Raw genomic sequence first — 22,828 nt, 5'->3', positions numbered from 1 at the left:
TCTGTAGGCCAAACGCTGATCCTGTTTGGGGCGCGCTCGGGCAGTGAATCGTGATGCCGCTAGACTTCCACATGCATCCATCGGCGCGGTCTTTTGCGTCGAGCGCGTTGCGCTTTTACCTGCTCCGCCTTCGCATCGTCGAAGTGCCTTGATGTCGCGCCGACCTACCGCATTTCCCTCCATGACGCTTCGTGTTTTCCTGGTTGAAGACAACCCCTCCATTCGTGATGTTCTCGTCGGGCTGCTGGAAGATTCCGTCGACTGCGAAGTGGTCGGCATCGCACCCACGCAAGCGGAGGCCACGCGCTGGCTTTCCCGCAACGGGCAGGGATGGGACCTGATCGTGACCGACCTCTTCCTCGAAGAGGGCTCGGGGATGGAGGTGATCAAGGCCTGTGCGCAGCGGATGCCGCATCAGCGTGTGGTGGTGCTCACCAACTATGCCGATGCATCGCAGCATCGCGCGATCTCGCAGGGCGCCGATGCGGTGTTCGACAAGGCCTCGCAGTTCGATGCCTTCATGGCCTACGCGGGTGCGCTGGTGCGGGTCGCCGGCAGCTGATGCGGCGTGTGGACGGTGCGCCTGTGTCGAGGCTGCACGTCGAAGAGCCCCGAGGCCGCTGCTCGAGGCGTTGAAGCCGGGCCGTCCCTCTGTCGGCCCTCGCACGCTGCCGCTGCGTGCGCTTCGGATTCGGGACGCTCAGGCGGTGTGCGCCTGTCGATGAAAAGACGCCGGCGCGCACCGGCCCAGCTCGGCCAGCAACTGGGTCCAGGCGCGCGCCCCTTCCTGGATCGACTTCAGCCGGAAGAACTCGTTGGGTGCATGCACGTCCTCGTCGGGCAGGTTGTAGCCGAACATCAGTGTGTCGATGCCCAGCGTCTGCTTGAAGATGGCCGTGATCGGCACGGTGGCACCCAGCCGCACGTGGATGGCCTGCCGGCCCGATTCGCGCGCGAGCACCGCCTCGGCGGCGCGCACCAGCGGATGGTCGGGGGCCAGGCTCGATGCGGGCGAGCCGTCGTTGATCGCGATCACCTCGAGCGTGCAACCCGCGGGGCAGCGTTGCCGCAGATGCTGCAGGACGGCCTGGAGCACCGCCACCGGGTCCTGGCCTTCGACCACGCGCACCGTGAGCTTGGCGCCGGCCTCGCACGGCACGATGGTTTTGCCGCCGTCGCCGGTGTAGCCGCCCCACAGGCCGTTGACGTCGAGGGCCGGGCGCAGGGTGACGCGCTCGCGCGGCGTGTAGCCGTGTTCGCCGTGCGAGCTGCCGCCGACGTCCGAGAAGAATGCGGCTTCGTCGTAGGGGAAGGCGGCCGTGTCGGCGCGCTGCTTCGCCGTGGGCGGCGCTGACCCGCGGTAGAAGCCGTCGACGGCCACGCCGCCGTCGTCCAGGTGCAGCGATGCGACCAGGCGCGCCATCTCGTGCAGCGCATTGCGCACGCTGCCGCCGTAGCGCCCGGAGTGCAGGTCCTTGTCGGCGCTGCGCAGGCGCACTTCGAGCTGCGCATTGCCGCGCGCGCCGGTGTTGATGGTGGGCACGCTGGCGCTGGCGCGGCCGCCGTCGGCGGACAGCACCGCGTCGGCGCCCAGCAGCGCGCGATGGCGTTCGACGATGGTGCGCAGCGACGGGCTGCCGGTTTCTTCCTCGCCTTCGAGGAACACCTTGATGTTGACCGGGCAGCCGCCCTGCACCGCGAGGTAGGCGGCCACGACTTCGAGCGCGATGGTGGTCGAGCCCTTCACGTCGGAGGTGCCGCGCGCATAGAGGCGGCCGTCGATCTCGGTGGGTTCGAAGGGCGGCGTGCGCCACAGCGCGACCGGGTCGGCGGGCTGCACGTCGTAGTGGCCGTAGACCATCAGCGTCGGCTTGCCGGGCGCGCCGTTCCATTCGCCGTAGACCGCGGGCTCGCCGCCGCCGTCGAGCAGGCGCACGTCGCTCAGGCCGATCTCGCGCAGCCGCGCCAGCAGCAGCTCGCGCGCCGCTGCCATGTCGGGTGCGAAGGCCGGGTCGGCGCTCACGCTGGGGATGCGCAGGAAGGTCTTGAGCCAGTCCACGATCGCCGGCTGGCGCGCGTGGAGGTGGTCGATCACGGGTTGTTCGTTCATCGGATGTGGTTTCTTGCGTTGTCTTCAGGTCAGTAGAGGGCGGGGAACACGCCGGGGCCCCACACCGTGTCGCAGTGGTGGGCCTGCTCGAAGGTGTCGGTGGTGGCTGTGACCGCGGGGTAGCTCAGGCTCAGGATGGTTCGGCCGGCGGGGCCGGTGAAGCGCGGCCAGCGCGCGGGCACGTTGCGGCCGTCGCCGTTCGGATCGCCGTTGCGCACGAAGTTCAGCAGGTAGGCGATCGCCTGCTCCGACAGCGCCTTGCGTTGCGCGGTGGTGGTGGCGTCGGGCGTCGCGCTGGCCTGGTCGAAGTAGGGGTAGCTCTTCAGCGCATCGACGGTGCCGGTCAGGTAGTAGGAGTCCATGCCGTGCGAGGTGCCGTAGTAGAAGCTCTTCGGCGCGACCGCCGGGAACGACAGTTGCGGGTCGACGAACTCGTAGCCGTACACCGGCACCCAGGCCGACAGCGAGGTGCGGCGGGCGCTGTTCCCGCACGCATACAACGCATCGCCCTGGGCGCGCGCATAGCCCTGCGCCGGCACCGCGAAGTTCGAGGGCGGGTAGGCCGCGTCGATCTTGCTGGTGTCGAAGCCCGCGGGCGCCAGCGAGTGCAGGTAGAGCGCGTAGTTGTCGGCGGTCTCCGTGGTGTCGGCGAAGATCGTGCCCTCGTCGTAGACGCCGCCGATCATCACCGGCACCTGGTTGAAGTTGCCGGTCTCGAAGGCGCGTGCGGGCGTCTGCGTGAGGATCTTGTTGTCCACCGTCGGCCGCCACTTGAGGCCGCCTTGTGCCAGCAGTGCCGATGTGGGCACGGCGCGCAGGCAGGCCACCACGTCCGCGGCGGTGGCGCAGCCCAGCTTCGCGACGGCGGTGTCGCCGACGGCGAGCGAACTGTCCATTGACGGGTTCGAGTACTCGGCCGATCCGCCGCTCTGCATGACCGCGCGCTGGAACAGTCCCGCGGCCTTGGGCGATTGCAGCAGCGAGAAGCTCTGCGTGGCGCCCGCGGAGGTGCCCCACACGGTCACGTTGCCCGCATCACCGCCGAAGGCCGCGATGTTGCGCCGGGTCCAGTCGAGCGCGGCGAGCTCGTCCATCAGCGCGAAGTTGCCCAGGCTGCCGTCTTTGTTCGCGGTGCGCAGCGCCTTGTTGGCCAGGAAGCCGAGCGCGCCCAGCCGGTAGTTGATGCTGACCACCACGATGCCGCGGCTGGCCAGCACGCCCGGACCCTGGGCGCCGGAGCCGATCGTGAAGGCGCCGCCGTGGATGTAGAAGAGCGTCGGCAGCTTGTCGCCGGGCTTGGCGCCCGCGGGCTTCCACACGTTGAGGTAGAGGCAGTCCTCCGAAGACTTCGTCTCGATGCCCGGGCCCTGGAGGCAGGCGCTGCCGAAGGCCGTGGCCTGCAGCGTGGCGTCGCGCGCGGCCGGTGGCTGCGGTGGTGCCCAACGCAGCGCGCCCACGGGCGGCTTCGCATAGGGAATGCCGAGGAAGGCGACCGACTCGGCGCCGGCGACGCCGGCCACCGTGCCTTCGGTCGTGAGGGCGATGTTGGCGGGCTGCGCCGCAGCGGGCGGCGCCGAGACGGCGGGCGCGTCCGGTGGTGCGGTGGGGGCGCTGCCGCCATTGCCGCCGCCGCCGCAGGCCGCGAGCGCCAGCGTGGCGAGGAGGGCGGGCCCTATCGATCGGGTGTGCTTCATGTCGTTGTCTCCGTGGTCTGGAATGGCGTGTGGCTTAGGGCAGTTCGTAGCCGGTGGTCTTCACCAGCTCGCGGTAGCGCGCGACTTCCTTGGCGTAGAAGCTCTCGCCCGCCTCGACGCTCATGGGTTCGAAGATCGTCTTGGCCTGCTGCTCGAGCAGGGCCCGCGCTTGCGGATCCTTGAGCGCATGGCTGATCGCCACGTTGAGCCGCTCGACGATGGGGCGCGGCGTCCCCTTCTTCACGGCGTAGCCGGTCCAGATGCTGAAGTTGAAGTCCTTCAGGGCCTTGCTGTCCGCGCTCGACTGCACGCCGCTGAACTGCGGCGGCAGGTTCTTGGCGGAGCCCAGCGCGCCGACCACGCGCAGGCGCCCCTGCTTCGCGTACTCCGCGTAGCTGGCCTGGTAGGGCATGAAGGCAAAGTCGATCTGCCCGCCGATCAGGTCCTGGATCAGCGGCGCGCCGCCCTTGTAGGGCACGTGCGTGATCTCGGCGCCGGTGCGCTTGATGAACAGCTCGCCGAGCAGGTTGTACAAGGTGCCCGCGCCCGTCGTGCCATAGGACAGCGGCGTGCTCTTGCGCGACCGTGCGAGCTCGACCAGTTCGTCGAGCGACTGGACCGGCAGCGCCGAACTGACGACCACGATGATGGGCGAGGTCGCGACGGGCGCGACCCACTGGAAGTCTTCCGGCTTGTAGCGCGTGCTCTTGTTGACGATGGTTGGCAGGATCAGTTCGCTGGGCGAGCCCTGGAACAGGTAGTAGCCGTCGGCCGGCGCCGTCAGCACCTTGCCGGCGGCGATGGTGCCGCTGGCGCCGCCGAGGTTCTCCACGATGAGCTGGCCGTCCAGCTCCTTGCCCACCGGCCCGCTCAGCGCGCGCGCCGTGATGTCGCTGGCCGCGCCGGCGGCGTAGGGGACCATCAGCGAGACCACCCGGGAGGGGTATTTCGACTCCGCCATCGACAGCGTCCCCAGGGCGAGCAGGGCGGGTACGCAGAGCCATCGAGACCAATTTTTCATGACCGGATCCTTGTGTAGGGAGTAGTTCGGTCGGATGTTAGGAATTCGCCAACTACCAGTCCAATGCATTGTTTATCTGGTTACCATGAGCTGTACTCATGAGGTAGATGCCATGAACCTGCAGCAGCTCGATCACCTTCTGGCCCTCGCCGAGACCGGCTCCTTCAGCCGTGCTTCGGAGAAGGTCCACCTCACGCAGCCGGCGCTGAGCCGCAGCATCCAGATGCTCGAACAGGAGCTGGGCATGCCGGTGATCGATCGCGTGGGCAAGCGCAACGAGCTCACGCCCTTCGGCGCCATGGCCCTGGCGCGCGCCAAGCGCATCTCGATGGAAGTGCACGAACTGAAGCGCGCGGCTGCCCTGCTGGCCGACGGCGAGGCCGGCGTGGTGCGGCTGGGCCTGGGGGGCGCGTCCAGTGCGCTGTTCTCGGCACCCCTGCTCACGCAGATGCTGCGCAAGCATCCGAAGGTGAGCCTGCAGATCCGCAGCGGTGCCGCCGACGTGCAACTGGCCGCGCTGCGCGCACGCGCGCTGGATGCGGTGGTGCTGACGTACCGGGCGGTGGTGCCGCGCGAGGACCTGCAGATCGAGCTGCTGCCAACCATGCGCTCCGGCTTCATCTGCCGCAGCGGCCATCCCTTGCTGTCCGAGGGGCGCCGCGCGATGCGCTTCAAGGACATCGCGCAGTACCCCCTGATCTCGTCGAACGTGAGCGACGACGTGGCACGCATCCTGGTCGAGTGCTACGGGCGCCACGCCAACCCGCAGCACTGGCTTCACATCTCGTCGGACGAGATCGGCGCCTTGATCACCGCCGTGCAGAACAGCGATGCGATCTTTCTGGGCGTGCTGGCATCGGCGCAGGAACTGCTGGCGAAAGGGGAGGTGGTGGAACTCAAGCTCAAGCCCGATGCCGGCCTGAGCGTGCAGCTCGCGTTCATCACGCTCGAGGGACGGACCGAGCCGCCGGCGTTGAAGCTGGTGCGGGACTTCTGCCTCGAACTGGCGCAGGCGGAGATCGGCGTGTGAGCCGTCGGCCGCGGCAATGAAAAAAGCCCGCTGTCTTTCGACAGCGGGCTTTGTCAGCAGTGACGCGATGTTGGTGGTGGGCCCTGAGTGACTCGAACACTCGACCTACGGATTAAGAGTCCGCTGCTCTACCAACTGAGCTAAGAGCCCCTGAGAAGCATTGCTGCTATCAGGCAAGACTGCGATTATAGCCACAGAAAAAGCGCTGTCGTACCATCCGCTCAACTTCTTTGGAAAAAACTTCATGACCTCTCCTGTTTCCCCCTCATCCACACCCCCGGCGCACGTCGTCGTCACGGGTGCGGCAGGCGCGCTGGGGCGCGCGACGGTGCAGCGATTCCTCGACGAGGGCGCGCGCATCGCGCTCATCGGCCGCAACGAGCAGCAGCTGGTCGATGCCTTTCCGGGGCTCAACAACTCGCAGCACCTGCTGGTCGCGGCCGACGTGAGTTCCGACGCCAGCATGAAGGCCGCGGCCGCGCGCATCGCGCAGGTGTTCCAGCATGTCGACACCGTGGTGCACACCGCGGGCGGCTTCGAGATGGGGCCGACGGTGGATGCGCTCGACCGCGCGAGCTGGGACCGGATGATGGACGTCAACGCCTGGTCCTTCGTGGCCGTCGCGCAGGCCTTCGCGCCCTTGATGATCGCGCGGGGCCAGGGCAGCGTGATCGCGGTGAGCGCGAAGGTCGCGGGCCGCGGCCTGGCGGCGATGTCCGCCTACATCGCCTCCAAGAGCGCGCTGCAGCGGCTGGTGGAGGCGATGGCGGCCGAACTCGCGCCGCATGGCGTCCGCGTCAACAGCATCGCGCCGAGCGTGCTCGACACGCCGGCCAACCGGCAGGCGATGCCGGATGCGAATCCTTCGGACTGGGTGTCGACCGCGGTGGCGGCCCAGACCATCGCCTTCCTGGCCTCGCCGGCCGCGCAGGCCCTGCATGGGCAGCATCTGGCGCTGGGCGCCTGAGCACTTCGGTCCCGCACGACCGAAATCGCGCGCCCGAAAAAAAAGCCCCGGGGTCGAAGCCGGGGCTTTTTCATGGGTGGTTGGTGGAGAGGAGGAGGATCGAACTCCCGACCTCCGCATTGCGAACGCGGCGCTCTCCCAGCTGAGCTACCCCCCCAACACAGCCGAATTCTACGCAGATGCCGGGGGTGCCGGCACGCTGTTTTTCTCTTTGTAATTCGCTTTACCAGTGGTCATCACCGTTTCAATTGGATGAGGCAGTGAGAAGAACCCGGGCGTCCGCGCCTATACGGTGCACGCGCCGAACAGCCGCCACGGCGGCAACCGATAAAGGGGCAGGATTACAGAGTCGGTGTCAGTCGGAAGGTTCAAAATTGCGTTGCCAAACCAACTTGTAAGACGGAACCTATTTTTTGTTACCGTCGCTTGCGTCTATAGGATTCTGAATTAAAATTTTTCCTTTCAATCCGAATGAGAACTCCGATGGCCTCCACCCTTGCCGACATCAATTCACAGATCAAAAAGAACGAAGAGCACATCGCTCAATTGCGGGCGCAGGCGGAAGAGCTGCGCAATCACGAGCGCGCCGGTGTGATCGAGGAACTGCGCCAGAAGATTGCTGAATACGGCCTGACCGCCAGCGACCTGAAGCTGGCGCCGCGCGCCGCAGGCAAGCGCAGCGTGGTGGCAGCGCCCGTCAAGGCGGCTGCCAAGTACCGCGGCCCGACGGGCGAAACCTGGTCGGGTGGCCGTGGCCGCAAGCCGCGCTGGGTGACCGAGGCGCTGGCCGCCGGCAAGTCGCTGTCCGACTACGAAATCAAGTGAGCCGATGGTGAGGCGAAGCGCCCCGGCCTTCTGTTCTCCCAATGAAAAGGCCCGCATCTGCGGGCCTTTTTTATTGGCGGGAGCGCCTCAGTTCACCATGACCAGTTTGCCTTTGACCCCGCGCGAGCCCATGTAGGCGTAGGCGGCCTTCAATTCGGCCATGGGCATGGTCTGGTCGATCACGGGCTTGATCTTTCCCTGGGCATACCATTGCGCCAATTCGCCCATCATTTGGGCGTTGGCCTGCGGTTCGCGCTTGGCGAAATCGCCCCAGAACACGCCGACCAGCGAAGCGCCCTTGAGCAGCGTCAAATTCAGGGGCAGCGCCGGAATGCCGCCGGCGGCGAATCCCACCACCAGATAGCGGCCGCGCCAGGCGATCGAGCGGAACGCCGGTTCGGCGAAATCGCCGCCCACCGGGTCATAGATGACATCCGGGCCTTTGCCGTCGGTGGCGGCCTTGATGGCATCGCGGAAACCGCCGGGCAATGCATGCTTGCTGTAGTTGATGCTGATATCGGCGCCGATCGATTCGCAAAGCGCGCATTTTTCGTCGGTGGAAGCCGCGGCAATGACGCGCGCGCCGGCCGCCTTGGCAATCTGGATGGCGGCGGTGCCCACGCCGCCGGCCGCGCCGAGCACCAGCACGGTCTCGCCGGCCTTGAGCTGGGCGCGGTCCATGAGCGCATGCCACGAGGTGCCGTAGGTCATGATGAAAGCGGCCGCGTCGACATGGCTGAAACCGTCGGGCAGCGGCATGCACAGCGCGGCGGTGGCGAGCGTGTGGGTGGCGAAGCCGCCGGTGCCCGAGAGGCAGGCGACGTTCTGGCCGATCTTCAGGTGGTTGACGCCTTCGCCCACGGCGCGCACCACGCCCGCGTATTCCGAGCCCGGCACGAAGGGCAGCGGCGGCTTGATCTGGTACTTGTTCTGGACAATCAGCAGGTCGGGAAAGTTGAGGCTGGCGGCCTTGATCTCGAGCAGCACCTGGCCCGGGCCGGGTGCGGGAGTGGGCTGCTCGGTCCAGGTGAGGGCGTCGACGCCGGTGGGGTTTTCGCAAAGCCAAGCATGCATGAAGATGTCTCCTTCGAGGGTCGTTCGGACGGTGATTCGGGGCGATGATAGGTCGCGCGCCCCGGCGCTCTTGTCCCTGCCGTGACGGCCCGCCGCCTACAATCGCGCCCACTCCCAGACGCCATGAAGATACTCATTTCCAACGACGACGGCTTCCAGGCTCCAGGCCTCGTCGCCTTGCACGATGCACTCAAGGATGTGGCCGACGTCGAGGTCATCGCGCCCGAGCACAACAACAGCGCCAAGTCGAACGCGCTGACGCTGCAGGCGCCGCTCTACGTGCACCAGGCCCACAACGGCTTCCGCTACGTGACCGGTACGCCCGCCGACTGCGTGCACATCGCGCTCAAGGGCGTGCTCGACTACCGGCCCGACCTGGTGGTCTCCGGCATCAACAACGGCGCCAACATGGGCGACGACACCATCTATTCGGGCACCGTGGGCGCGGCCATGGAGGCCTATCTGTTCGGCATTCCGGCCATCGCCTTCTCGCAGACCCAGAAGGGCTGGGCCCATGTCGATGCGGCCGCCCGCGTGGCCCGCCGCCTGGTCGAGCGCATCGAACGCGAACGCATGCTCGAAGGGCCGGCCTGGCTGCTCAACGTCAACGTGCCCAACCTGCCGTTCGAGGAACTCAAGCCGATCAAGGTGTGCCGCCTGGGCCGGCGCCATGCCTCCGAGAAGGTCGTCACGCAGGAGAGCCCGCGCGGCGAGACCATGTACTGGATCGCCGGCGCCGGCGGCGCCAAGGACAGCGGCGAAGGCACCGACTTCCATGCCACGGCCGCCGGCCATGTGGCGCTCACGCCCCTGCAGATCGACCTGACCGACCACGCCAACCTCGGGCAATGGGGCGAGACGGTGGCGCGGTTGCTGCGGTGAAGTCCTTCCTCCGATCGCCCGGCCTGACGGTGCCTGCGCGCGGCGCAGGACCCTGCTGATGGCCAGCCCACCGCCCGCAAGGCCCGGCTTTCCCGTGCGCCTGACGCCTGCCGCGCCAGGGGCGCCGCGCGGCCGCCAGCCCTCGGTGCCGATGGCGCCGTCGGTGTCGGCCACGCCTTCGATGGCGTCCGATGCGGTGCGCGCGCGCATGGTGCAGCGGCTGGCCGCGCAGGGCGTGTCCGATGCGCGCGTGCTGCGCGCGATGGGCGCGGTCGAGCGGCACCGCTTCGTCGACAGCGCGCTGGTCAACCAGGCCTACGAAGACACCAGCCTGCCGATCGGCCTGGGCCAGACCATCTCCAAGCCCAACGTGGTGGCCCGCATGATCGAGCTGCTGCTGGGCGCGCCCGCGCTGGCCGGCAAGCCCCACGACAAGCTGGGCCGGGTGCTGGAGATCGGCACCGGCTGCGGCTACCAGGCGACCGTGCTGAGCCATGTGGCCAGCGAGGTGTACAGCATCGAACGTCTGCGCGGCCTGCACGAGCGGGCCCGCACCAACATCCGTCATTTCCGCCTGGCCACGCTGCACCTGATCCTGGGCGACGGCATGATCGGCTACGCCAAGGGCGGGCCCTACGCGGGCATCATCGCCGCGGCCGGCGGCGAGGCCGTGCCCGAGGCCTGGATCGAACAACTGGCCGTGGGCGGCCGCATCGTGGCCCCCACGCATTCGGCCAGCGGCGGACAGGCGCTGGTCGTGATTGACAAGACGGCCAAGGGACTGCAGCGGGGCATTCTCGAGGCCGTCCATTTTGTCCCCCTAAAATCGGGGATTGCTTGAAGGAAGAACACATGCAGGGTTTTGGCAATCGGAGCTGGTGGACCGGCTTGACGCTGGTGGCGACGCTCGTGATTGCGGGCTGTTCCACACCCAGTGGTCCCGTGCCGGTCGAAGACCGCGGCACCATGTCCCGCAGCACAGCGAGCGCACCGGGCACGGGGCTCCCCCCCATCACCACGGACGCCTCGGGCAAGCCCCTGCAGGGCATCGAGAACTACGGCAAGCCAGGCTACTACTCGGTACGGCCGGGCGACACCATTCGCCGCATCGCCAACGAGACCGGCCAGACCTGGCAGAACATCGCACGCTGGAACGCGCTGGACAACCCCGACCTGATCGAGGTGGGCCAGGTGCTGCGCGTGGTGCCGCCGACCGCGACGACCGCCGCACCGGCGGCCACCGTCGAGCCCAACGGCGTGGTCACGCGGCCGGTGACGCCGCAGCCCGCGATCGTCGCGTCGGCGCCCGCCGCTGCCGCCAGCGCGCCGGCCAAGCCCGCGACGCCGCCCGCGGCCGCCTCGGGTGACGAGGACCTGGGCTGGATCTGGCCCGCGCAAGGCTCGCTGATCGCGGGCTTCGACGAAGCCAAGAACAAGGGCCTGGACATCAGCGGCAAGGCCGGCGATGCGGTGCTGGCCGCGGCGGACGGCCGCGTGGTGTACGCCGGCGCCGGCCTGCGCGGCTACGGCAACCTGATCATCCTGAAGCACAACAACACCTACCTCACGGCCTATGCGCACAACCAGGCGCTGCTGGTGAAGGAAGACCAGTCGGTGCAGAAGGGTCAGAAGATCGCCGAGATGGGCAACAGCGACGCCGACCGCGTGAAGCTGCATTTCGAGATCCGCCGCCAGGGCAAGCCGGTCGACCCCGCGCGCTACCTGCCTTCGCGCTAAGCCTCTTCCTTTCCTCCTCCCGTGCGGCGGGGGGGGGCCCCCCCCCCCCCCGCCCCCCCCGCCGCATCGTTATGTGACGCCGCAATCCGCGGCCTGAGAAAATTTCCCCCATGACGGATTCGACGACAGCAGACAAGACGGACGCAGTGCCCGCACCCTACGAAGATGAATGGCTCAAGGTCGAGTCGCTCGACCTCGACGCGCAGGGCGTGGCCCACAAGGCCGACGGCATGGTGGTCTTCATCGAAGGCGCGCTGCCGTTCGAGGAAGTGAAGTTCAACCAGCACCGCAAGAAGAACAACTGGGCCCAGGGCACGGTGACCGCCATCCGGCGCGAGTCCTCGCAGCGCGTGCGCCCGGGCTGCCCGCACTTCGGCCTGCACACCGGTGCCTGCGGCGGCTGCAAGATGCAGCACCTCGATGCGGCCGCCCAGGTGGCGGTCAAGCAGCGGGCGCTGGAGGACAACCTCTGGCACCTGGGCAAGGTGCGCCCCGAGACCATGCTGCGGCCGCTCGCGGGCCCGACCTGGCACTACCGCTACCGAGCCCGGCTGTCGGTGCGCTATGTGGTCAAGAAGGGCACGGTGCTGATCGGCTTCCACGAACGCAAGAGCCGCTACCTGGCCGACATGGAGGTCTGCCCGGTGCTGCCGGCGCAGGTCAGCGAGATGCTGATGCCGCTGCGCGCGCTGATCGGCTCGCTCGACGCGCGCGACACCTGCCCGCAGATCGAACTGGCCTGCGGCGATGCGCCCGGCAGTACCAAGCTGGGCGTGATCGCGCTGGTGCTGCGGCACCTGCAGCCGCTGTCGGCGACCGACCTGCAGCGCCTGCGCGACTTCGCGGCGCAGAACGAGGGCGTGCAATGGTGGCTGCAGCCCAAGGGCCCGGACACGGTGAAGCTGCTCGACGAGGGCGGCCCGCTGCTGTCCTACGGGCTGCCGGAGTTCGGCGTCACCATGCCCTTCAAGCCGACCGACTTCACCCAGGTCAATCCCAACATCAACCGCGTGCTGGTGGGCCGCGCGCTGCGCCTGCTCGACGTGCAGCCCGACGAGCGCGTGATCGACTGGTTCTGCGGCCTGGGCAATTTCACCCTGCCGCTGGCGACGCGGGCGCGCGAGGTGCTGGGCATCGAGGGCAGCGACACGCTGGTGGCCCGCGCCACCGACAACTTCCAGCGCAACCGCCCGGCGCTGCCGGCGCGCGGCGCGCTGGCCGCCACGCGCTTCGTGGCCCGCGACCTGTTCGAGATGACGCCCGAAATGCTGGTGGCCGACGGCGCGGCCGACAAGTGGCTGGTCGACCCACCGCGCGAAGGCGCGTTCGCGCTGGCCAAGGCGCTGGCCGACCTGCACCAGCAGGGCGAGCGCAGCGACGGCTGGACGCCGCCGCGGCGCATCGTCTACGTGAGCTGCAACCCGTCGACCCTGGCGCGCGACGCCGGCCTGCTGGTCCACCAGGCGGGCTACCGCTGCACCGCCGCCGGCATGGTGAACATGTTCCCGCACACGGCGCACGTCGAGTCGATCGCGGTGTTCGAACGCGCATGAAAAAAGGCCCCGCGGGGCCTTTTTTCATGAGGTGCCGGAGCGCGTTCAGTCGCGCTCGCCGCCGAAGATGCCCAGCAGGGCCAGCAGGCTCTGGAACACGTTGAACAGGTCGAGGTACAGCGCGAGCGTGGCGCTGATGTAGTTGGTCTCGCCGCCGTCCATGATCTGCTTCAGGTCGTACAGCATGAAGGCCGAGAAGATGCCGATGGCGGCGACCGAGATCGCCAGCATGCCGGCGCTCGAGCCGACGAACACGTTGATGACCGCGCCGATCATCAGCACCATCGCGCCGACGAACAGCCACTTGCCCATGCCCGACAGGTCGCGCTTGATGACCGTGGCCAGCGAGGCCATCACGAAGAACACGCCGGCGGTGCCGCCGAAGGCCGTCATGATGAGTTCGGAGCCGTTCTTGAAGCCCAGCACCATCGCGATCAGCCGCGAGAGCATCAGGCCCATGAAGAAGGTGAAGGCCAGCAGCACCGGCACGCCGGCGGCCGAGTTCTTGGTCTTCTCGATCGCGAACATGAAGCCGAAGGCGCCGACCATGAACACCATCAGCCCGAAGCCGCCGCTGAGCGAGCGGGTGATGCCGGTGGAGACGCCCAGCCAGGCGCCCAGAACGGTGGGCAGCAGGCTCAGCGCCAGCAGCCAGTAGGTATTGCGCAGGACGCGCTGGCGTTCGGCCTGCGGCAGCGCCTGGCCGTAGCCGGCGGTGGTGTCGAGGGTGGTGACGCGGTCGTTCATTGCTGGAACTCCAGGGTTGGCTGCAGGACTGCAGATGGCACATTCTAGGTGGCGCGGACCCAAGGGTACGGCAAAAACCGTCCAACGGTCCGCCCTCCCGCGATCAGGGTTTTGGGGGCCAAAACGGTATGCTTGCGGGTTCACTCAACCAGCCATACGCCATGAAGACCAAGTCCTTTCTCGAACTCGCCGACGTCAAGACCATCGCCGCAGCGGCCGAAGCCGAAGCCCTGAAGAACAACTGGGCCGTGACGATCGCGATCTCCGACGACGCCGGCAACCTGCTGTGGCTGCAGCGCCTGGACGGCGCGGCCGCGCTCTCGGCCCACATCGCACCGGCCAAGGCCCACACGGCCGCGCTGGGCCGCCGCGAAAGCAAGGTCTACGAGGACATCATCAACGGCGGCCGTACGGCCTTCCTGACCGCACCGCTGGTGCAGGGCCTGCTCGAAGGCGGTGTGCCGATCGTGAAGGACGGCCAGGTCATCGGCGCCGTCGGCGTCAGCGGCGTGAAGTCGAACGAGGATGCGCAGATCGCCAAGGCCGGCATCGCCGCGCTCGGCCTGTAAGAGGGCCCAGCCGCCAAGCAAAACGCCGACCCTCGGGTCGGCGTTTTTTTGGGTGGCGTCAAGGTGGAAAAAAAGCTTGGCTGGTCGGCAAGCCGTTGGCTAGCAAAAAACGACCCTTCGGAGAGTGATCTCCTCGAGTCGCCCCACGATGAAACTTGCGCGAGAGGCGGGCTGATCGCTTACTTGGTGAGGATCAGCTTGCCGAGTTTGGTGGCCTGCAGGCGGTACAGCGAGCCGTTGTGCATGATGCCGACCGTCTTGCTGCCACGCAGCAGGTCGGTGCTTTCCACCATCGGCGTCGGCCGAGTGGCCTGAACGGAGACCATGCCGCTGCCCGCTTGGTCGAGCGAAGGGTGGCTCAGGACGGAGGAGGCGATGGGGTTGGCTTGCATCTGGAGTTCCTTTATCGAAACGATGACTGAATGATAATGATTCGCAATAATTTAGTCAATCACCGCGATCGCTTTTTTTCAGTCGTTTCGAGGGGCCCTTCTTACTTGGCGGCGTTCGGCTCGGTGATGAAGCCGATCTTGCGCACGCCGGCTTCACGCGCCGCCGACATGGCCTGCGCCACGCGTTCGTAGCGCACGGCCTTGTCGCCGCGGATGTGCAGCTCGGGCTGCGGGTCCTTGGCGGCCTCGGCGGCGAGCAACTGGGGCAGGGCGCTGTCCTCGATCTTGTTCTCGTTCCAGTAGTAGCTGCCGTCGGCGGCCACCGTGAACAGGATGTTCTGCGGCTTGGTCTGCTCGGGCTCGCTGGTCGCCTGGGGCAGGTCGATGTTCACCGCGTGCTTCATCACGGGCACCGTGATGATGAAGATGATCAGGAGCACCAGCATGACGTCGACCAGCGGCGTCATGTTGATCTCGTTCATCACCTCATCGGGTTCGTCTTGGGTTCCGAAGGCCATGGGTCATGCCTCCCGACGGGTTTCAGCTTGGGGACGCATGGTCTCAGCCTTTCTTGAGCGGCACGATGGTCGCGTCGGTCGCCTGGACGCGCGCGCCGGTCACGAAGTAGGCGTGCAGGTCGTGGGCGAAGCTGTTGAGCTTGGTCAGCACGAACTTGTTGCCGCGCACCAGGGCGTTGTAGCCCAGCACCGCGGGGATGGCCACGGCCAGGCCGAGCGCCGTCATGATCAGTGCTTCGCCGATCGGGCCCGCGACCTTGTCGATCGTGGCCTGGCCGGCCGAGCCGATGCTCATCAGCGCGTGGTAGATGCCCCACACCGTGCCGAACAGGCCGATGAAGGGGGCGGTCGAGCCCACGGAAGCCAGGATCGCCAGGCCCGATTGCAGGCGGGCGGTGAATTCGTCGATGCCGTTGCGCAGCGCGCGCGTGATCCAGTCGCTCACATCCAGCGCGTCATGCAGGTGCGCCTTGGTGTTGCGGTGGTGGGCGGCGGCTTCGCGGCCTTCCAGGGCCAGGCCGCGGAAGGGGTTGCTCTCGTCCTTGCCCAGTTTGTTCAGTGCGGTGGCGAAGTCCTCGCTGTGCCAGAAGTCCTGCGAGTGGCGTGCCAGGCGCTTGTACTTGATGACGTCGAGCGCCTTGATGAAGATGACGATCCAGGAGGCCAGCGACATGCCGATCAACAGGACGGCGACGAACTTCGTGACGAAGTCGCCCTGACTCCATACGTTCATCAGGCCAAAGTGGGAATCCATACGAAACTGCTCCAGAAAAATTAGTTGAGAACCCAGTTGATCGGCACGTTGAACTCCATCGGTTCAACGACCCCATTGCGTTTGCCCGGCACGTAACGCCAGCTCAGGACGGCCGTGCGCGCGGCTTCGTCGAGGCGTTCGTAGCCGCTCGACTCGCGGATGCTGGCGCTCTTGGGCAGGCCATCGACACCGATCAGCACGCGGACGATTGTCTTGCCCTGCTCGCCCAAGCGTTTGCTCATGGCGGGATAGACCGGTTTCGGGTTATTCAGGTAGTCGGCATTGCTCGACGGCAGCTGCACCGAGGGCGGCGCGGGCGGGGCCGGCGGCGGGGCCGGTGGCGCGGGCGGGGCCGGCGGTGCCGGTGCGGCGAGCGGCGGGGCCGGCGGTTGCGGCTCGGTCACGCCGGTCGGGGCGTTGGGGGCCGGCGCGGGCGTGCGGATCGCCATCGGCCGCGGCGGCGGCGGTGTCTTGACCTGCTTGGGCTGCGGCGTCGGTGGAGGCGGGGGGGGCGGCGGCGGTTCCTTGGGCTTGGGCGGTTCGATGAACTCGCTCATGATTTCCACCGGAATGATCACTTCGGCGGCTTTGCGGATCAGGCCGCTCTGCAGCGCCCAGAGTGCGGCCACATGGAACAGCACCACGCTGCCCGCGATGACGGCGTTGCGGGACAGGCCCAGCGCCGTGGGAGAAGACGAAGAAAAGCGGTCGGACACGATTTACCCATCGATCAGGATCTGCCGGAGGCAAACCCTAGTGCAGCACAAACCGCTGTCTATTTGCGAAAAATCCACCAGACCGAGCCGGCGACGAAGATCAGGCTGCCAGCGAGTGCGGAGAAGAGTTCCATGCGCTGCTTTCCTGGATGGAAGTGGCAAGCTGGATGGTCCGGACCCCGTCATCGCGGTGGAGCGCGGCGACAGGATGCGAAGCACTGCACTGCGCGACCACGTCGCGGGCACAGCCCTCGCATTGACCACATTGCGTGGCGACACCCAGCTCGAACTGCACTTCGTCGAAGGTCATGCCGGCGCGCACATGACGTGCGATTTCCCGGTCGGACACTCGGCGGCACACGCAGACGATCATGGCAGTGAAGGCGCTTTGGCTGGCTGGTTGAAGAAAGCCAATTATAAATACGAATTCGTCGCATTTGCAATGGCTATCCCCTGGCCCCGGCCGGGGTACCGCCGTGCCCCCGTTTCAGACCTCCGACCACATGCGCAGCAGGTTGTGGTACTGGCCGGTCAGCGCCACCGTTTCCTCGGATTCGCCCAGCCGCGCGCGCAGCTTCTGGATCGTCTGGTCGAGCTCGAACAGCATGGCGCGCTGCTGGTTGTCGCGCACCATGCTCTGCAGCCAGAAGAAGGAGCACACCCGGGCGCCGCGCGTCACCGGCATCACGCGGTGCAGGCTCGAGGCGGGGTACAGGATCAGGTCGCCGGCCGGCAGCTTGACCTCGTGCACGCCGTAGGTGTCGACCACCTCGAGTTCGCCGCCGTCGTAGTCTTCCGGCTCGGCCAGGAACAGCGTGCAGGACAGGTCGGTGCGCAGTTGCTGGCCCGCGCCGGTGCGGCGCACCGAACCGTCGACGTGCAGGCCGTAGTGCTCGCCGCCCTCGTAGCGGTTGAACAGTGGCGGCACGAAGCGCAGGGGCAGTGCCGCGGAAAAGAAGAGGGTGCTGCGTGCCAGCGCGGCCAGCACCAGGCCGCCGAGCCGGGCCGTGACCGGCGACTGTTCCGGCAACTGCCGGTTGCGCTTCACCTGCGCGCCTTGCGCGCCCACCGTCTCGCGCCCGTCGACCCAGTCGGTCGCGTCCAGCGCGGCGCGCATCTCGTTGACCTGGGCCGCGCTCAGCACCTCGGGAATGTGCAGCATCATTTCAGCAGTCTCACGATGAAAAAAGCCCCGGCGGGAACGCCGAGGCTGGGAGTGTCGCACCCGGGCGGATGCGACGGGCTGACGCAGGTCAGAAGGCGAAGTTGGCGGTCAGGCGCGCGGTGCGCGGGGCGCCCGGCGTGTAGCGGTAGCCGCTCTTGTTGATCGCCGCGACGTAGTCCTTGTCGAACACGTTGTACAGGTTGAACTGCAGGTCGATGTTCTTGTTGATGCGGTAGGAGGCCATCGCGTCGAACACCCAGTAGGCGTCGACCGTGGCCGGCGTGCCGACCGCGCCGTCGGTGCCGCGGTGCAGCTTGCCGTTGTAGCGCGCGCCGCCACCGACGGTCAGGCCGAAGGGCAGCACGTAGGTGGTCCAGGCGGTGAAGGCGTTCTTGGGCGTGTAGGCCAGCGCGGTGCCGCCGTCGGCCAGCACCACCGGGCCGCTGGCGACCTTGGTGTCCATGGTGGTGAAGCCCGCGCTCACGCCCCATGCGTCGGTGATGGCGCCGGCCGCGCCGAGCTCGATGCCCTGGACGCGCTTCTTGCCGGTCTGGTAGTACAGCTGCGAGACCGCGTCCTGCACCACTTCGTTCGTCACGTCAGTGCGGTAGATCGCGGCCGTCAGCGCCAGGCGCTTGTTCAGCACGTCCCACTTGGTGCCGAACTCCACGGTCTTGGCCTTCTGCGGGTTGAAGTCCACGCGCGCCGCGCTGTTGCCGGTGCCGCCCGCGCTCAGCGCGAAGTTGGCGCCGCCCGGCGGCTGGGCCGCGGTGCCGTAGGCCGCGTAGACGCTGCCGTTCTCGGCCGGCTTGTAGACCACGCCGATCTTGCCGGTGAACAGGTTGTCCGACAGCTTGAGCGAGGTGGGCATCAGCGTGCCGACCGGCAGCGTCGGCGCCGTGGTGGCGGTCGACAGCGTGGCGGCCGTGTAGTCGGTGCTGTAGTGGTCGAAGCGCAGGCCGCCAGTGATCTGCCACTGCTCGTTGAGCTTGAGCGTGTCGAAGGCGTAGAGGCCGATGGTGGTGGTCGTGCCCTTGCTATCGGCGCCGCTGCGGATGCGCTGGTAGCCCGTCACGTTCGGGTCGGGCGCGTAGAGGTTGGCCGCGGGCCAGTAGCCGTTGTTGACCGGGCGGCCGTTGGAGGTGGCGGCCGGGCCGAAGAAGCCGCGGCTGCTCTGTTCCTCGCGCATCAGCTCGACGCCGGCGCTCACCGAGTGGCCGATCGAACCGGTGTTGAACTTCGCGTTCAGGTTGGTCTGGTTGGCGAAGATCGTGTTTTCCTGCAGCTTGTTGGTCGGCAGGTTGCGCGTCACCGTCCAGGTCGCGGGATTGCCGGGCACGGGCGTGGCGAGGAACGATCCGGTGGCGGCCGGCAGGGCGCCGTTGGCCGGCAGGCCGCCGCCCATGAAGGCCGTCAGCATGTAGTCCTGCGAGGTCTTGCCGTAGCGCGTGGTGTTGCGGATCGTCATGTCCGGCGTGATGTCGTGCTCGACGCGGGCCGTGAACATGTCCGACTTGACCTTGTCGAAGTCGGAGCTCGTGCCGTAGAAGTTGCTCGAATTCACGCGCGCGGCGGAGTTCAGGAAGGTGCGGCGGCCGGCGAAGGCCAGGCTGTCCGGCGAGGTGTAGCCGGGCAGGCCGATGGTGGGCACGCCGCCGTCGGGGATGTTGTCCTGCTGCACGTGCACGTAGTCGAAGAACAGGCGCGTGGGCGTGTTGAGGCCCAGCGCCAGCGAGGGCGCGACGCCCCAGCGCTTGTTCTTCACCACGTCGCGGCCGGGCACGTCGGCGTCTTCGCCGATCACGTTCAGGCGGAAGGCCGCGCCCGCGCCGTTCTCGCCGCTCAGCGCCTTGTTCCAGTCGAGGCTGCCGCGCTTGTAGCTGTCGGTGCCCAGGCCGACCGAGCCGGTGAAGCTGTCCTCGAGCTTGGGCTTCTTGGTGATCAGGTTGATGTAGCCGGTGGGCGAGGTGCGGCCCACGTCGGTGCCGGCCGGGCCCTTCACCACTTCGACCTGCTCGATGTTGAACACGTCGCGCGAGACCGAGCCCAGGTCGCGCACGCCGTCCACGAAGATGCTGCTGGAGCTGTCGAAGCCGCGCATGTAGATCGCGTCGCCGGTGCTGGTGTTGCCGTTCTCGCCCAGGTAGAAGGCGCTCGCGCCCGGCGTGTTGCGCAGGGCTTCCGACAGCGTGGTCGCGCCCTGTTCGCGAATGATCTGTTCCTTGATCACCGAGATGGTCTGCGGCGTGTCGACCAGCGGCGCCGTGAACTTGGTGTTGGCCGAAGTGTCGGCCTTGTAGTCGGCGGCGGTGGTGGAGTCCTGCACACGCACTTCCTTGAGCGTGTTGGCGGTCTGCGCGGCCACCGGCATCGCGAAGGCGGCGAGCGTGGCGGCGGCGATGCCGCTCAGGGGGACGATGGCGCGTGTTGTGGTGTGCTTGCGACTTTGGATATAGGCCATGGGTGTTCTCCGTAAGAGACGGGAAAAATATGAGAACTCGACTGGCGGATCAGGCGCTGCACGCGGGCGCGGGCAGGCGGAAGACTGGCTGGGTGGAGGTGCCCCGGACGGCGGCGCGTGAGGCGTGCGAATGATAATGACTATCAATACTGCATGTCACGAAATGCGCAAAAGTTGTTGCTGAACTGCAACGAAGCGCGGCGACAGGCCGCGCGGGGTCAGTACACGTCGCGCCGGTAGCGGCCGCTGGCCGTGAGTTCGCGCACCGTCGCGTCGCCGGCGATCTGGCGCAGCGCCGCGTCGACGCCGCCGGCCATGCCCTGCAGGCTGCCGCAGACGTAGACCGCCGCGCCGCGCGCCAGCCAGGCCTGCACCGCATCGCTGGCCTGCAGCAGGCGGTGCTGCACGTAGAGGCGCTCGGCCTGGTCGCGCGAGAACACCCGGTCCAGCCGCTGCAGCACGCCTTCGGCCTGCCAGGCTTCGAGCTCGTCGCGGTAGAGCTGGTCGTGGGCCGCATGACGCTCGCCGAACAGCAGCCAGTTGTCGTGCTGGCCGGCCCGTGCGCGGGCCCGCAGGTGGCCGCGCAGCCCGGCCAGGCCGGTGCCGTTGCCGATCAGGATCAGCGGGCGCCCGGCGTTGTCGTCGAGCCGGAAGTTGCGGTGCGCGCGCACGCGCAGCGCGACCGAATCGCCCAGCGCCAGCGTCGAGGTGAGCAGGCCCGAGGCCTTGCCCAGCGTGCCGTCCGGATGGCATTCCTGGCGCACCAGCAGTTGCAGCTCGCCATCGGTGGCCAGCGAGGCGATCGAATAGTCGCGCGGCCGGCCGGGGTCGTCGGCCAGCGCGACCTGCGCCAGGTCGCCGGATTGCCACTGCATCGCCACGCCCGCCGGCGGCCGCAGGCCCAGGTGGAAGACCGGGCCGCCTTCGCTGCCCGCATTGAGCAGTGTGCGCGAGACCAGCTGCCAGGGCGCGAAGGCCGCGTCTTCCGTGGCTTCGAGGGCGCCGCCGCCCCATCGCGCGTGCCATTCGGCCAGCGCCGCCGGGTCGCCGTTGTCGACCTCGATGCGCGGCGCCAGCGGCACGGCGCCGCAGGACTGCAGCCAGCCGTCGAGCGCGCGCGCGAAGCCGCAGAAGTGGGCGTACTGGCGGTCGCCCAGCGCCAGCAGCGCATAGCGCAGCGCGGGCAGGGCCTGCGCGGTGCCCATCAGGGTTTCGGTGAACAGGCTCGCGCCGTCCGGTGCGTCGCCCTCGCCGTAGGTGCTGGCGACGAACAGCGCCTGTTGCGCGGCGTGCAGCGTGGGCGCATCGAGCTCGTTGAGCGACATCACGCGCGCCGGCGTGCCCTGGGCGTGCAGCGCGCGCCCGGTCTGCCAGGCGATGGCTTCGGCCTGGCCGGTCTGGCTGGCGAACAGCACGAGCACGGGCGGCTGCTGGCCGTCGCCCGCCAGCGTGCGCGCCGCCCGCGCGTCGGCCGCGTGACGGCGCCGTTCGCGCCGCCAGATCGCCAGGCACATCGCGGCATAGGCCAGCACCATCAGGCCCGCGGCCAGGGCGCGCACAAGAGGCTCGGTCATCTTCAGGGGTTCAGTGCGCGCCAGGCCTCGGTCGCCGTCACGCGCGGCGCGCTGCCGTCGCGGCAGACGAAGAGCGCGGCGAGGCCGTGGCGCTGCGCGAAGGCCGGGCCGTCGACGACCCCCAGCACGGTGAGCGCGGTGGCCAGGGCATCGGCCTGCATGCAGCGCGCATGCAGCACCGTGACCGAGGCCAGCGCGGCCGAGGCGGGCTCGCCCGTGCGCGGATCGATGGTGTGCGACCAGCGGCGTCCGGCGTGTTCGTGCGCATGCCAGCGATCGCCCGAGGTGGCGATGGCGAGATCCGTCAGCGCCACCGGCGGCAGGTCTTCAACGTCCGCATCGACGCGCACGCGCCAGGGCGCGCCGCCGGGGCGCCGTCCCAGGCCGCGCAGCTCGCCGCCCACCTCGACCAGCATGTCCTGCAGGCCGATCGCCTGCAGCGCTTCGGCCACCTGATCGACCGCGAAGCCCTTGGCCACGCCGGACAGGTCGAGCGAGAGTCCGCCGGGCTGGGTGATGCGGCCTGCGGCGGCATCGAAATCGAGCCGCCGCCAGCCGGTGCGCGAACGCGCGTCGGCCAGTGCGGCGGGGGAGGGGGTCTGCACCATCCCGGATGCGTCTTGTGCGTGCGCGCCGAAACCCCAGAGCGCGACCAGCGGGCCGACGGTCGGGTCGATCGCGCCCTCGCTGGCCTGCGCCCAGTGCAAGGCGCAGCCCAGCACCTCGGCGAAGGCCGGCGGCAGCGCATGCCGGCTGCCGGCGGGGGCGGCGTTGAAGCGGCTGATGTGCGATCCGCTCTCCCAGGTGCTCATCTGGTCGATCACGCGATCCAGCGCCGCCTGCACGGACGCCTCGACGGCGTCCAGCGCGCGCATCGCCGGGTTGTCGAACACCAGCGACCAGGTCGTGCCCATCGTCCGGCCGGCCAGCTTCTGCAGGCTGGCCGGATCGGCGCGGCGCGGCGCGGCCGCATTCGCGTAGCCGCCGGCGCGCCAGGTGGCGAAGGAAGGGCGCTGCGTCACGGCGGCTGCGTTCGAGG

At 68.2% G+C, this 22,828-nt stretch carries 23 protein-coding genes and 2 tRNA genes; 9 read left to right on the top strand and 16 right to left on the bottom strand.

From position 1 onward, the window contains the following. Positions 1-181: 181 nt before the first annotated feature. A complete protein-coding gene (locus QTI20_RS20150; RefSeq protein ID WP_286554787.1) occupies positions 182-562 on the top strand; it encodes a response regulator in 381 nt (126 codons plus the stop codon). Between the two features lie 138 nt (positions 563-700). Here the strand turns inward: QTI20_RS20150 and QTI20_RS20145 are convergent, their stop codons facing one another. From QTI20_RS20145 to QTI20_RS20135, 3 genes are read right to left on the bottom strand one after another with little or no spacing between them, the layout of a single operon-like run. Further along, positions 701-2,110: a dipeptidase gene (locus QTI20_RS20145; RefSeq protein WP_286554789.1), complete on the bottom strand. Its 1,410-nt coding sequence runs from the start codon at positions 2,108-2,110 to the stop codon at positions 701-703. 29 nt (positions 2,111-2,139) lie between these two features. Further along, the gene (locus tag QTI20_RS20140; RefSeq protein ID WP_286554792.1) at positions 2,140-3,804 is read right to left on the bottom strand and encodes a carboxylesterase/lipase family protein; all 1,665 of its coding nucleotides are present in this window, start codon (positions 3,802-3,804) and stop codon (positions 2,140-2,142) included. A 34-nt stretch (positions 3,805-3,838) separates the two neighbouring features. Then, entirely contained in the window at positions 3,839-4,825 is a 987-nt protein-coding gene (locus QTI20_RS20135; protein ID WP_286554794.1) for a Bug family tripartite tricarboxylate transporter substrate binding protein, read from the bottom strand. Positions 4,826-4,937: 112 nt separating this feature from the next. Between QTI20_RS20135 and QTI20_RS20130 the strand changes: the two genes are divergently transcribed. Continuing rightward, positions 4,938-5,855 carry a LysR family transcriptional regulator gene (locus tag QTI20_RS20130; protein ID WP_286554795.1) on the top strand — a complete coding sequence of 306 codons (918 nt, stop codon included), beginning with the start codon at positions 4,938-4,940 and terminating at the stop codon, positions 5,853-5,855. Between the two features lie 74 nt (positions 5,856-5,929). Here the strand turns inward: QTI20_RS20130 and QTI20_RS20125 are convergent. Further along, positions 5,930-6,005, bottom strand: a tRNA-Lys gene (locus QTI20_RS20125). Between the two features lie 94 nt (positions 6,006-6,099). Between QTI20_RS20125 and QTI20_RS20120 the strand changes: the two genes are divergently transcribed. Beyond that, entirely contained in the window at positions 6,100-6,822 is a 723-nt protein-coding gene (locus QTI20_RS20120; RefSeq protein WP_286554796.1) for an SDR family NAD(P)-dependent oxidoreductase, read from the top strand. An 81-nt stretch (positions 6,823-6,903) separates the two neighbouring features. Here the strand turns inward: QTI20_RS20120 and QTI20_RS20115 are convergent. Beyond that, a tRNA-Ala gene (locus QTI20_RS20115) sits at positions 6,904-6,979 on the bottom strand. A 326-nt stretch (positions 6,980-7,305) separates the two neighbouring features. Between QTI20_RS20115 and QTI20_RS20110 the strand changes: the two genes are divergently transcribed. After that, complete coding sequence (locus tag QTI20_RS20110; protein ID WP_286554797.1) at positions 7,306-7,647, top strand: H-NS histone family protein; 342 nt, start codon at positions 7,306-7,308, stop codon at positions 7,645-7,647. A gap of 87 nt (positions 7,648-7,734) precedes the next feature. Here the strand turns inward: QTI20_RS20110 and QTI20_RS20105 are convergent, their stop codons facing one another. Then, positions 7,735-8,721 carry an NADPH:quinone oxidoreductase family protein gene (locus QTI20_RS20105; RefSeq protein WP_286554798.1) on the bottom strand — a complete coding sequence of 329 codons (987 nt, stop codon included), beginning with the start codon at positions 8,719-8,721 and terminating at the stop codon, positions 7,735-7,737. 123 nt (positions 8,722-8,844) lie between these two features. Between QTI20_RS20105 and surE the strand changes: the two genes are divergently transcribed. From surE to rlmD, 4 genes are all read left to right on the top strand, one after another. Next, complete coding sequence (gene surE / locus QTI20_RS20100; protein ID WP_286554799.1) at positions 8,845-9,603, top strand: 5'/3'-nucleotidase SurE; 759 nt, start codon at positions 8,845-8,847, stop codon at positions 9,601-9,603. A gap of 58 nt (positions 9,604-9,661) precedes the next feature. Continuing rightward, positions 9,662-10,444: a protein-L-isoaspartate(D-aspartate) O-methyltransferase gene (locus tag QTI20_RS20095; protein WP_286554800.1), complete on the top strand. Its 783-nt coding sequence runs from the start codon at positions 9,662-9,664 to the stop codon at positions 10,442-10,444. 11 nt (positions 10,445-10,455) lie between these two features. Further along, a complete protein-coding gene (locus QTI20_RS20090) occupies positions 10,456-11,340 on the top strand; it encodes a peptidoglycan DD-metalloendopeptidase family protein (protein ID WP_286554801.1) in 885 nt (294 codons plus the stop codon). 110 nt (positions 11,341-11,450) lie between these two features. After that, entirely contained in the window at positions 11,451-12,893 is a 1,443-nt protein-coding gene (rlmD, locus tag QTI20_RS20085) for a 23S rRNA (uracil(1939)-C(5))-methyltransferase RlmD (protein ID WP_286556463.1), read from the top strand. A 45-nt stretch (positions 12,894-12,938) separates the two neighbouring features. Here the strand turns inward: rlmD and QTI20_RS20080 are convergent, their stop codons facing one another. Next, the gene (locus tag QTI20_RS20080; RefSeq protein WP_183025107.1) at positions 12,939-13,640 is read right to left on the bottom strand and encodes a Bax inhibitor-1/YccA family protein; all 702 of its coding nucleotides are present in this window, start codon (positions 13,638-13,640) and stop codon (positions 12,939-12,941) included. 161 nt (positions 13,641-13,801) lie between these two features. Here QTI20_RS20080 and QTI20_RS20075 point away from each other — a divergent pair, with 161 nt between their 5' ends. Continuing rightward, on the top strand, positions 13,802-14,209 hold the full coding sequence (locus QTI20_RS20075; protein WP_286556465.1) for a GlcG/HbpS family heme-binding protein: 408 nt from the start codon (positions 13,802-13,804) through the stop codon (positions 14,207-14,209). Between the two features lie 179 nt (positions 14,210-14,388). On the opposite strand, the gene hemP is transcribed toward QTI20_RS20075, so the two are convergent. From hemP to QTI20_RS20030, 9 genes are all read right to left on the bottom strand, one after another. Next, complete coding sequence (hemP, locus tag QTI20_RS20070) at positions 14,389-14,601, bottom strand: hemin uptake protein HemP (RefSeq protein ID WP_183025105.1); 213 nt, start codon at positions 14,599-14,601, stop codon at positions 14,389-14,391. A gap of 101 nt (positions 14,602-14,702) precedes the next feature. Then, positions 14,703-15,119 (bottom strand): ExbD/TolR family protein, encoded by a 417-nt coding sequence (locus tag QTI20_RS20065; protein ID WP_286556466.1) that lies wholly within the window; start codon positions 15,117-15,119, stop codon positions 14,703-14,705. A gap of 43 nt (positions 15,120-15,162) precedes the next feature. Next, complete coding sequence (locus QTI20_RS20060; protein ID WP_286556468.1) at positions 15,163-15,873, bottom strand: MotA/TolQ/ExbB proton channel family protein; 711 nt, start codon at positions 15,871-15,873, stop codon at positions 15,163-15,165. Between the two features lie 20 nt (positions 15,874-15,893). Then, positions 15,894-16,592 (bottom strand): energy transducer TonB, encoded by a 699-nt coding sequence (locus QTI20_RS20055; protein WP_503011465.1) that lies wholly within the window; start codon positions 16,590-16,592, stop codon positions 15,894-15,896. 97 nt (positions 16,593-16,689) lie between these two features. Continuing rightward, positions 16,690-16,962 (bottom strand): (2Fe-2S)-binding protein, encoded by a 273-nt coding sequence (locus tag QTI20_RS20050; RefSeq protein ID WP_286556473.1) that lies wholly within the window; start codon positions 16,960-16,962, stop codon positions 16,690-16,692. Positions 16,963-17,076: 114 nt separating this feature from the next. Then, positions 17,077-17,754 carry a Fe2+-dependent dioxygenase gene (locus QTI20_RS20045; protein ID WP_286556475.1) on the bottom strand — a complete coding sequence of 226 codons (678 nt, stop codon included), beginning with the start codon at positions 17,752-17,754 and terminating at the stop codon, positions 17,077-17,079. 88 nt (positions 17,755-17,842) lie between these two features. Further along, positions 17,843-20,215 carry a catecholate siderophore receptor Fiu gene (locus QTI20_RS20040; protein ID WP_286556476.1) on the bottom strand — a complete coding sequence of 791 codons (2,373 nt, stop codon included), beginning with the start codon at positions 20,213-20,215 and terminating at the stop codon, positions 17,843-17,845. Positions 20,216-20,433: 218 nt separating this feature from the next. Then, positions 20,434-21,789 (bottom strand): sulfite reductase subunit alpha, encoded by a 1,356-nt coding sequence (locus QTI20_RS20035; RefSeq protein WP_286556478.1) that lies wholly within the window; start codon positions 21,787-21,789, stop codon positions 20,434-20,436. Positions 21,790-21,791: 2 nt separating this feature from the next. Next, positions 21,792-22,811 (bottom strand): FAD:protein FMN transferase, encoded by a 1,020-nt coding sequence (locus QTI20_RS20030; protein ID WP_286556479.1) that lies wholly within the window; start codon positions 22,809-22,811, stop codon positions 21,792-21,794. Between the last annotated feature and the right edge of the window lie 17 nt (positions 22,812-22,828).

Origin of the sequence: Variovorax sp. J2P1-31 (assembly GCF_030317215.1) — a bacterium.
Taxonomy (GTDB): Bacteria; Pseudomonadota; Gammaproteobacteria; order Burkholderiales; family Burkholderiaceae_C; genus Variovorax.
Note: the sequence above shows the minus strand (reverse complement) of the source record. Positions and strands in the feature narration are given on the sequence as shown.

Coding starts and splice junctions, on each gene's coding strand:
- QTI20_RS20040 (WP_286556476.1), bottom strand. CDS start 20,215: ATGGCCTATATCCAAAGTCGCAAGCACACCACAACACGCGCCATCGTC.
- QTI20_RS20130 (WP_286554795.1), top strand. CDS start 4,938: ATGAACCTGCAGCAGCTCGATCACCTTCTGGCCCTCGCCGAGACCGGC.
- QTI20_RS20150 (WP_286554787.1), top strand. CDS start 182: ATGACGCTTCGTGTTTTCCTGGTTGAAGACAACCCCTCCATTCGTGAT.
- QTI20_RS20120 (WP_286554796.1), top strand. CDS start 6,100: ATGACCTCTCCTGTTTCCCCCTCATCCACACCCCCGGCGCACGTCGTC.
- QTI20_RS20105 (WP_286554798.1), bottom strand. CDS start 8,721: ATGCATGCTTGGCTTTGCGAAAACCCCACCGGCGTCGACGCCCTCACC.
- QTI20_RS20045 (WP_286556475.1), bottom strand. CDS start 17,754: ATGATGCTGCACATTCCCGAGGTGCTGAGCGCGGCCCAGGTCAACGAG.
- QTI20_RS20050 (WP_286556473.1), bottom strand. CDS start 16,962: ATGATCGTCTGCGTGTGCCGCCGAGTGTCCGACCGGGAAATCGCACGT.
- QTI20_RS20140 (WP_286554792.1), bottom strand. CDS start 3,804: ATGAAGCACACCCGATCGATAGGGCCCGCCCTCCTCGCCACGCTGGCG.
- QTI20_RS20080 (WP_183025107.1), bottom strand. CDS start 13,640: ATGAACGACCGCGTCACCACCCTCGACACCACCGCCGGCTACGGCCAG.
- QTI20_RS20145 (WP_286554789.1), bottom strand. CDS start 2,110: ATGAACGAACAACCCGTGATCGACCACCTCCACGCGCGCCAGCCGGCG.
- QTI20_RS20135 (WP_286554794.1), bottom strand. CDS start 4,825: ATGAAAAATTGGTCTCGATGGCTCTGCGTACCCGCCCTGCTCGCCCTG.
- QTI20_RS20035 (WP_286556478.1), bottom strand. CDS start 21,789: ATGACCGAGCCTCTTGTGCGCGCCCTGGCCGCGGGCCTGATGGTGCTG.
- surE (WP_286554799.1), top strand. CDS start 8,845: ATGAAGATACTCATTTCCAACGACGACGGCTTCCAGGCTCCAGGCCTC.
- QTI20_RS20090 (WP_286554801.1), top strand. CDS start 10,456: ATGCAGGGTTTTGGCAATCGGAGCTGGTGGACCGGCTTGACGCTGGTG.
- QTI20_RS20095 (WP_286554800.1), top strand. CDS start 9,662: ATGGCCAGCCCACCGCCCGCAAGGCCCGGCTTTCCCGTGCGCCTGACG.
- QTI20_RS20060 (WP_286556468.1), bottom strand. CDS start 15,873: ATGGATTCCCACTTTGGCCTGATGAACGTATGGAGTCAGGGCGACTTC.
- QTI20_RS20110 (WP_286554797.1), top strand. CDS start 7,306: ATGGCCTCCACCCTTGCCGACATCAATTCACAGATCAAAAAGAACGAA.
- QTI20_RS20065 (WP_286556466.1), bottom strand. CDS start 15,119: ATGGCCTTCGGAACCCAAGACGAACCCGATGAGGTGATGAACGAGATC.
- rlmD (WP_286556463.1), top strand. CDS start 11,451: ATGACGGATTCGACGACAGCAGACAAGACGGACGCAGTGCCCGCACCC.
- QTI20_RS20075 (WP_286556465.1), top strand. CDS start 13,802: ATGAAGACCAAGTCCTTTCTCGAACTCGCCGACGTCAAGACCATCGCC.
- hemP (WP_183025105.1), bottom strand. CDS start 14,601: ATGCAAGCCAACCCCATCGCCTCCTCCGTCCTGAGCCACCCTTCGCTC.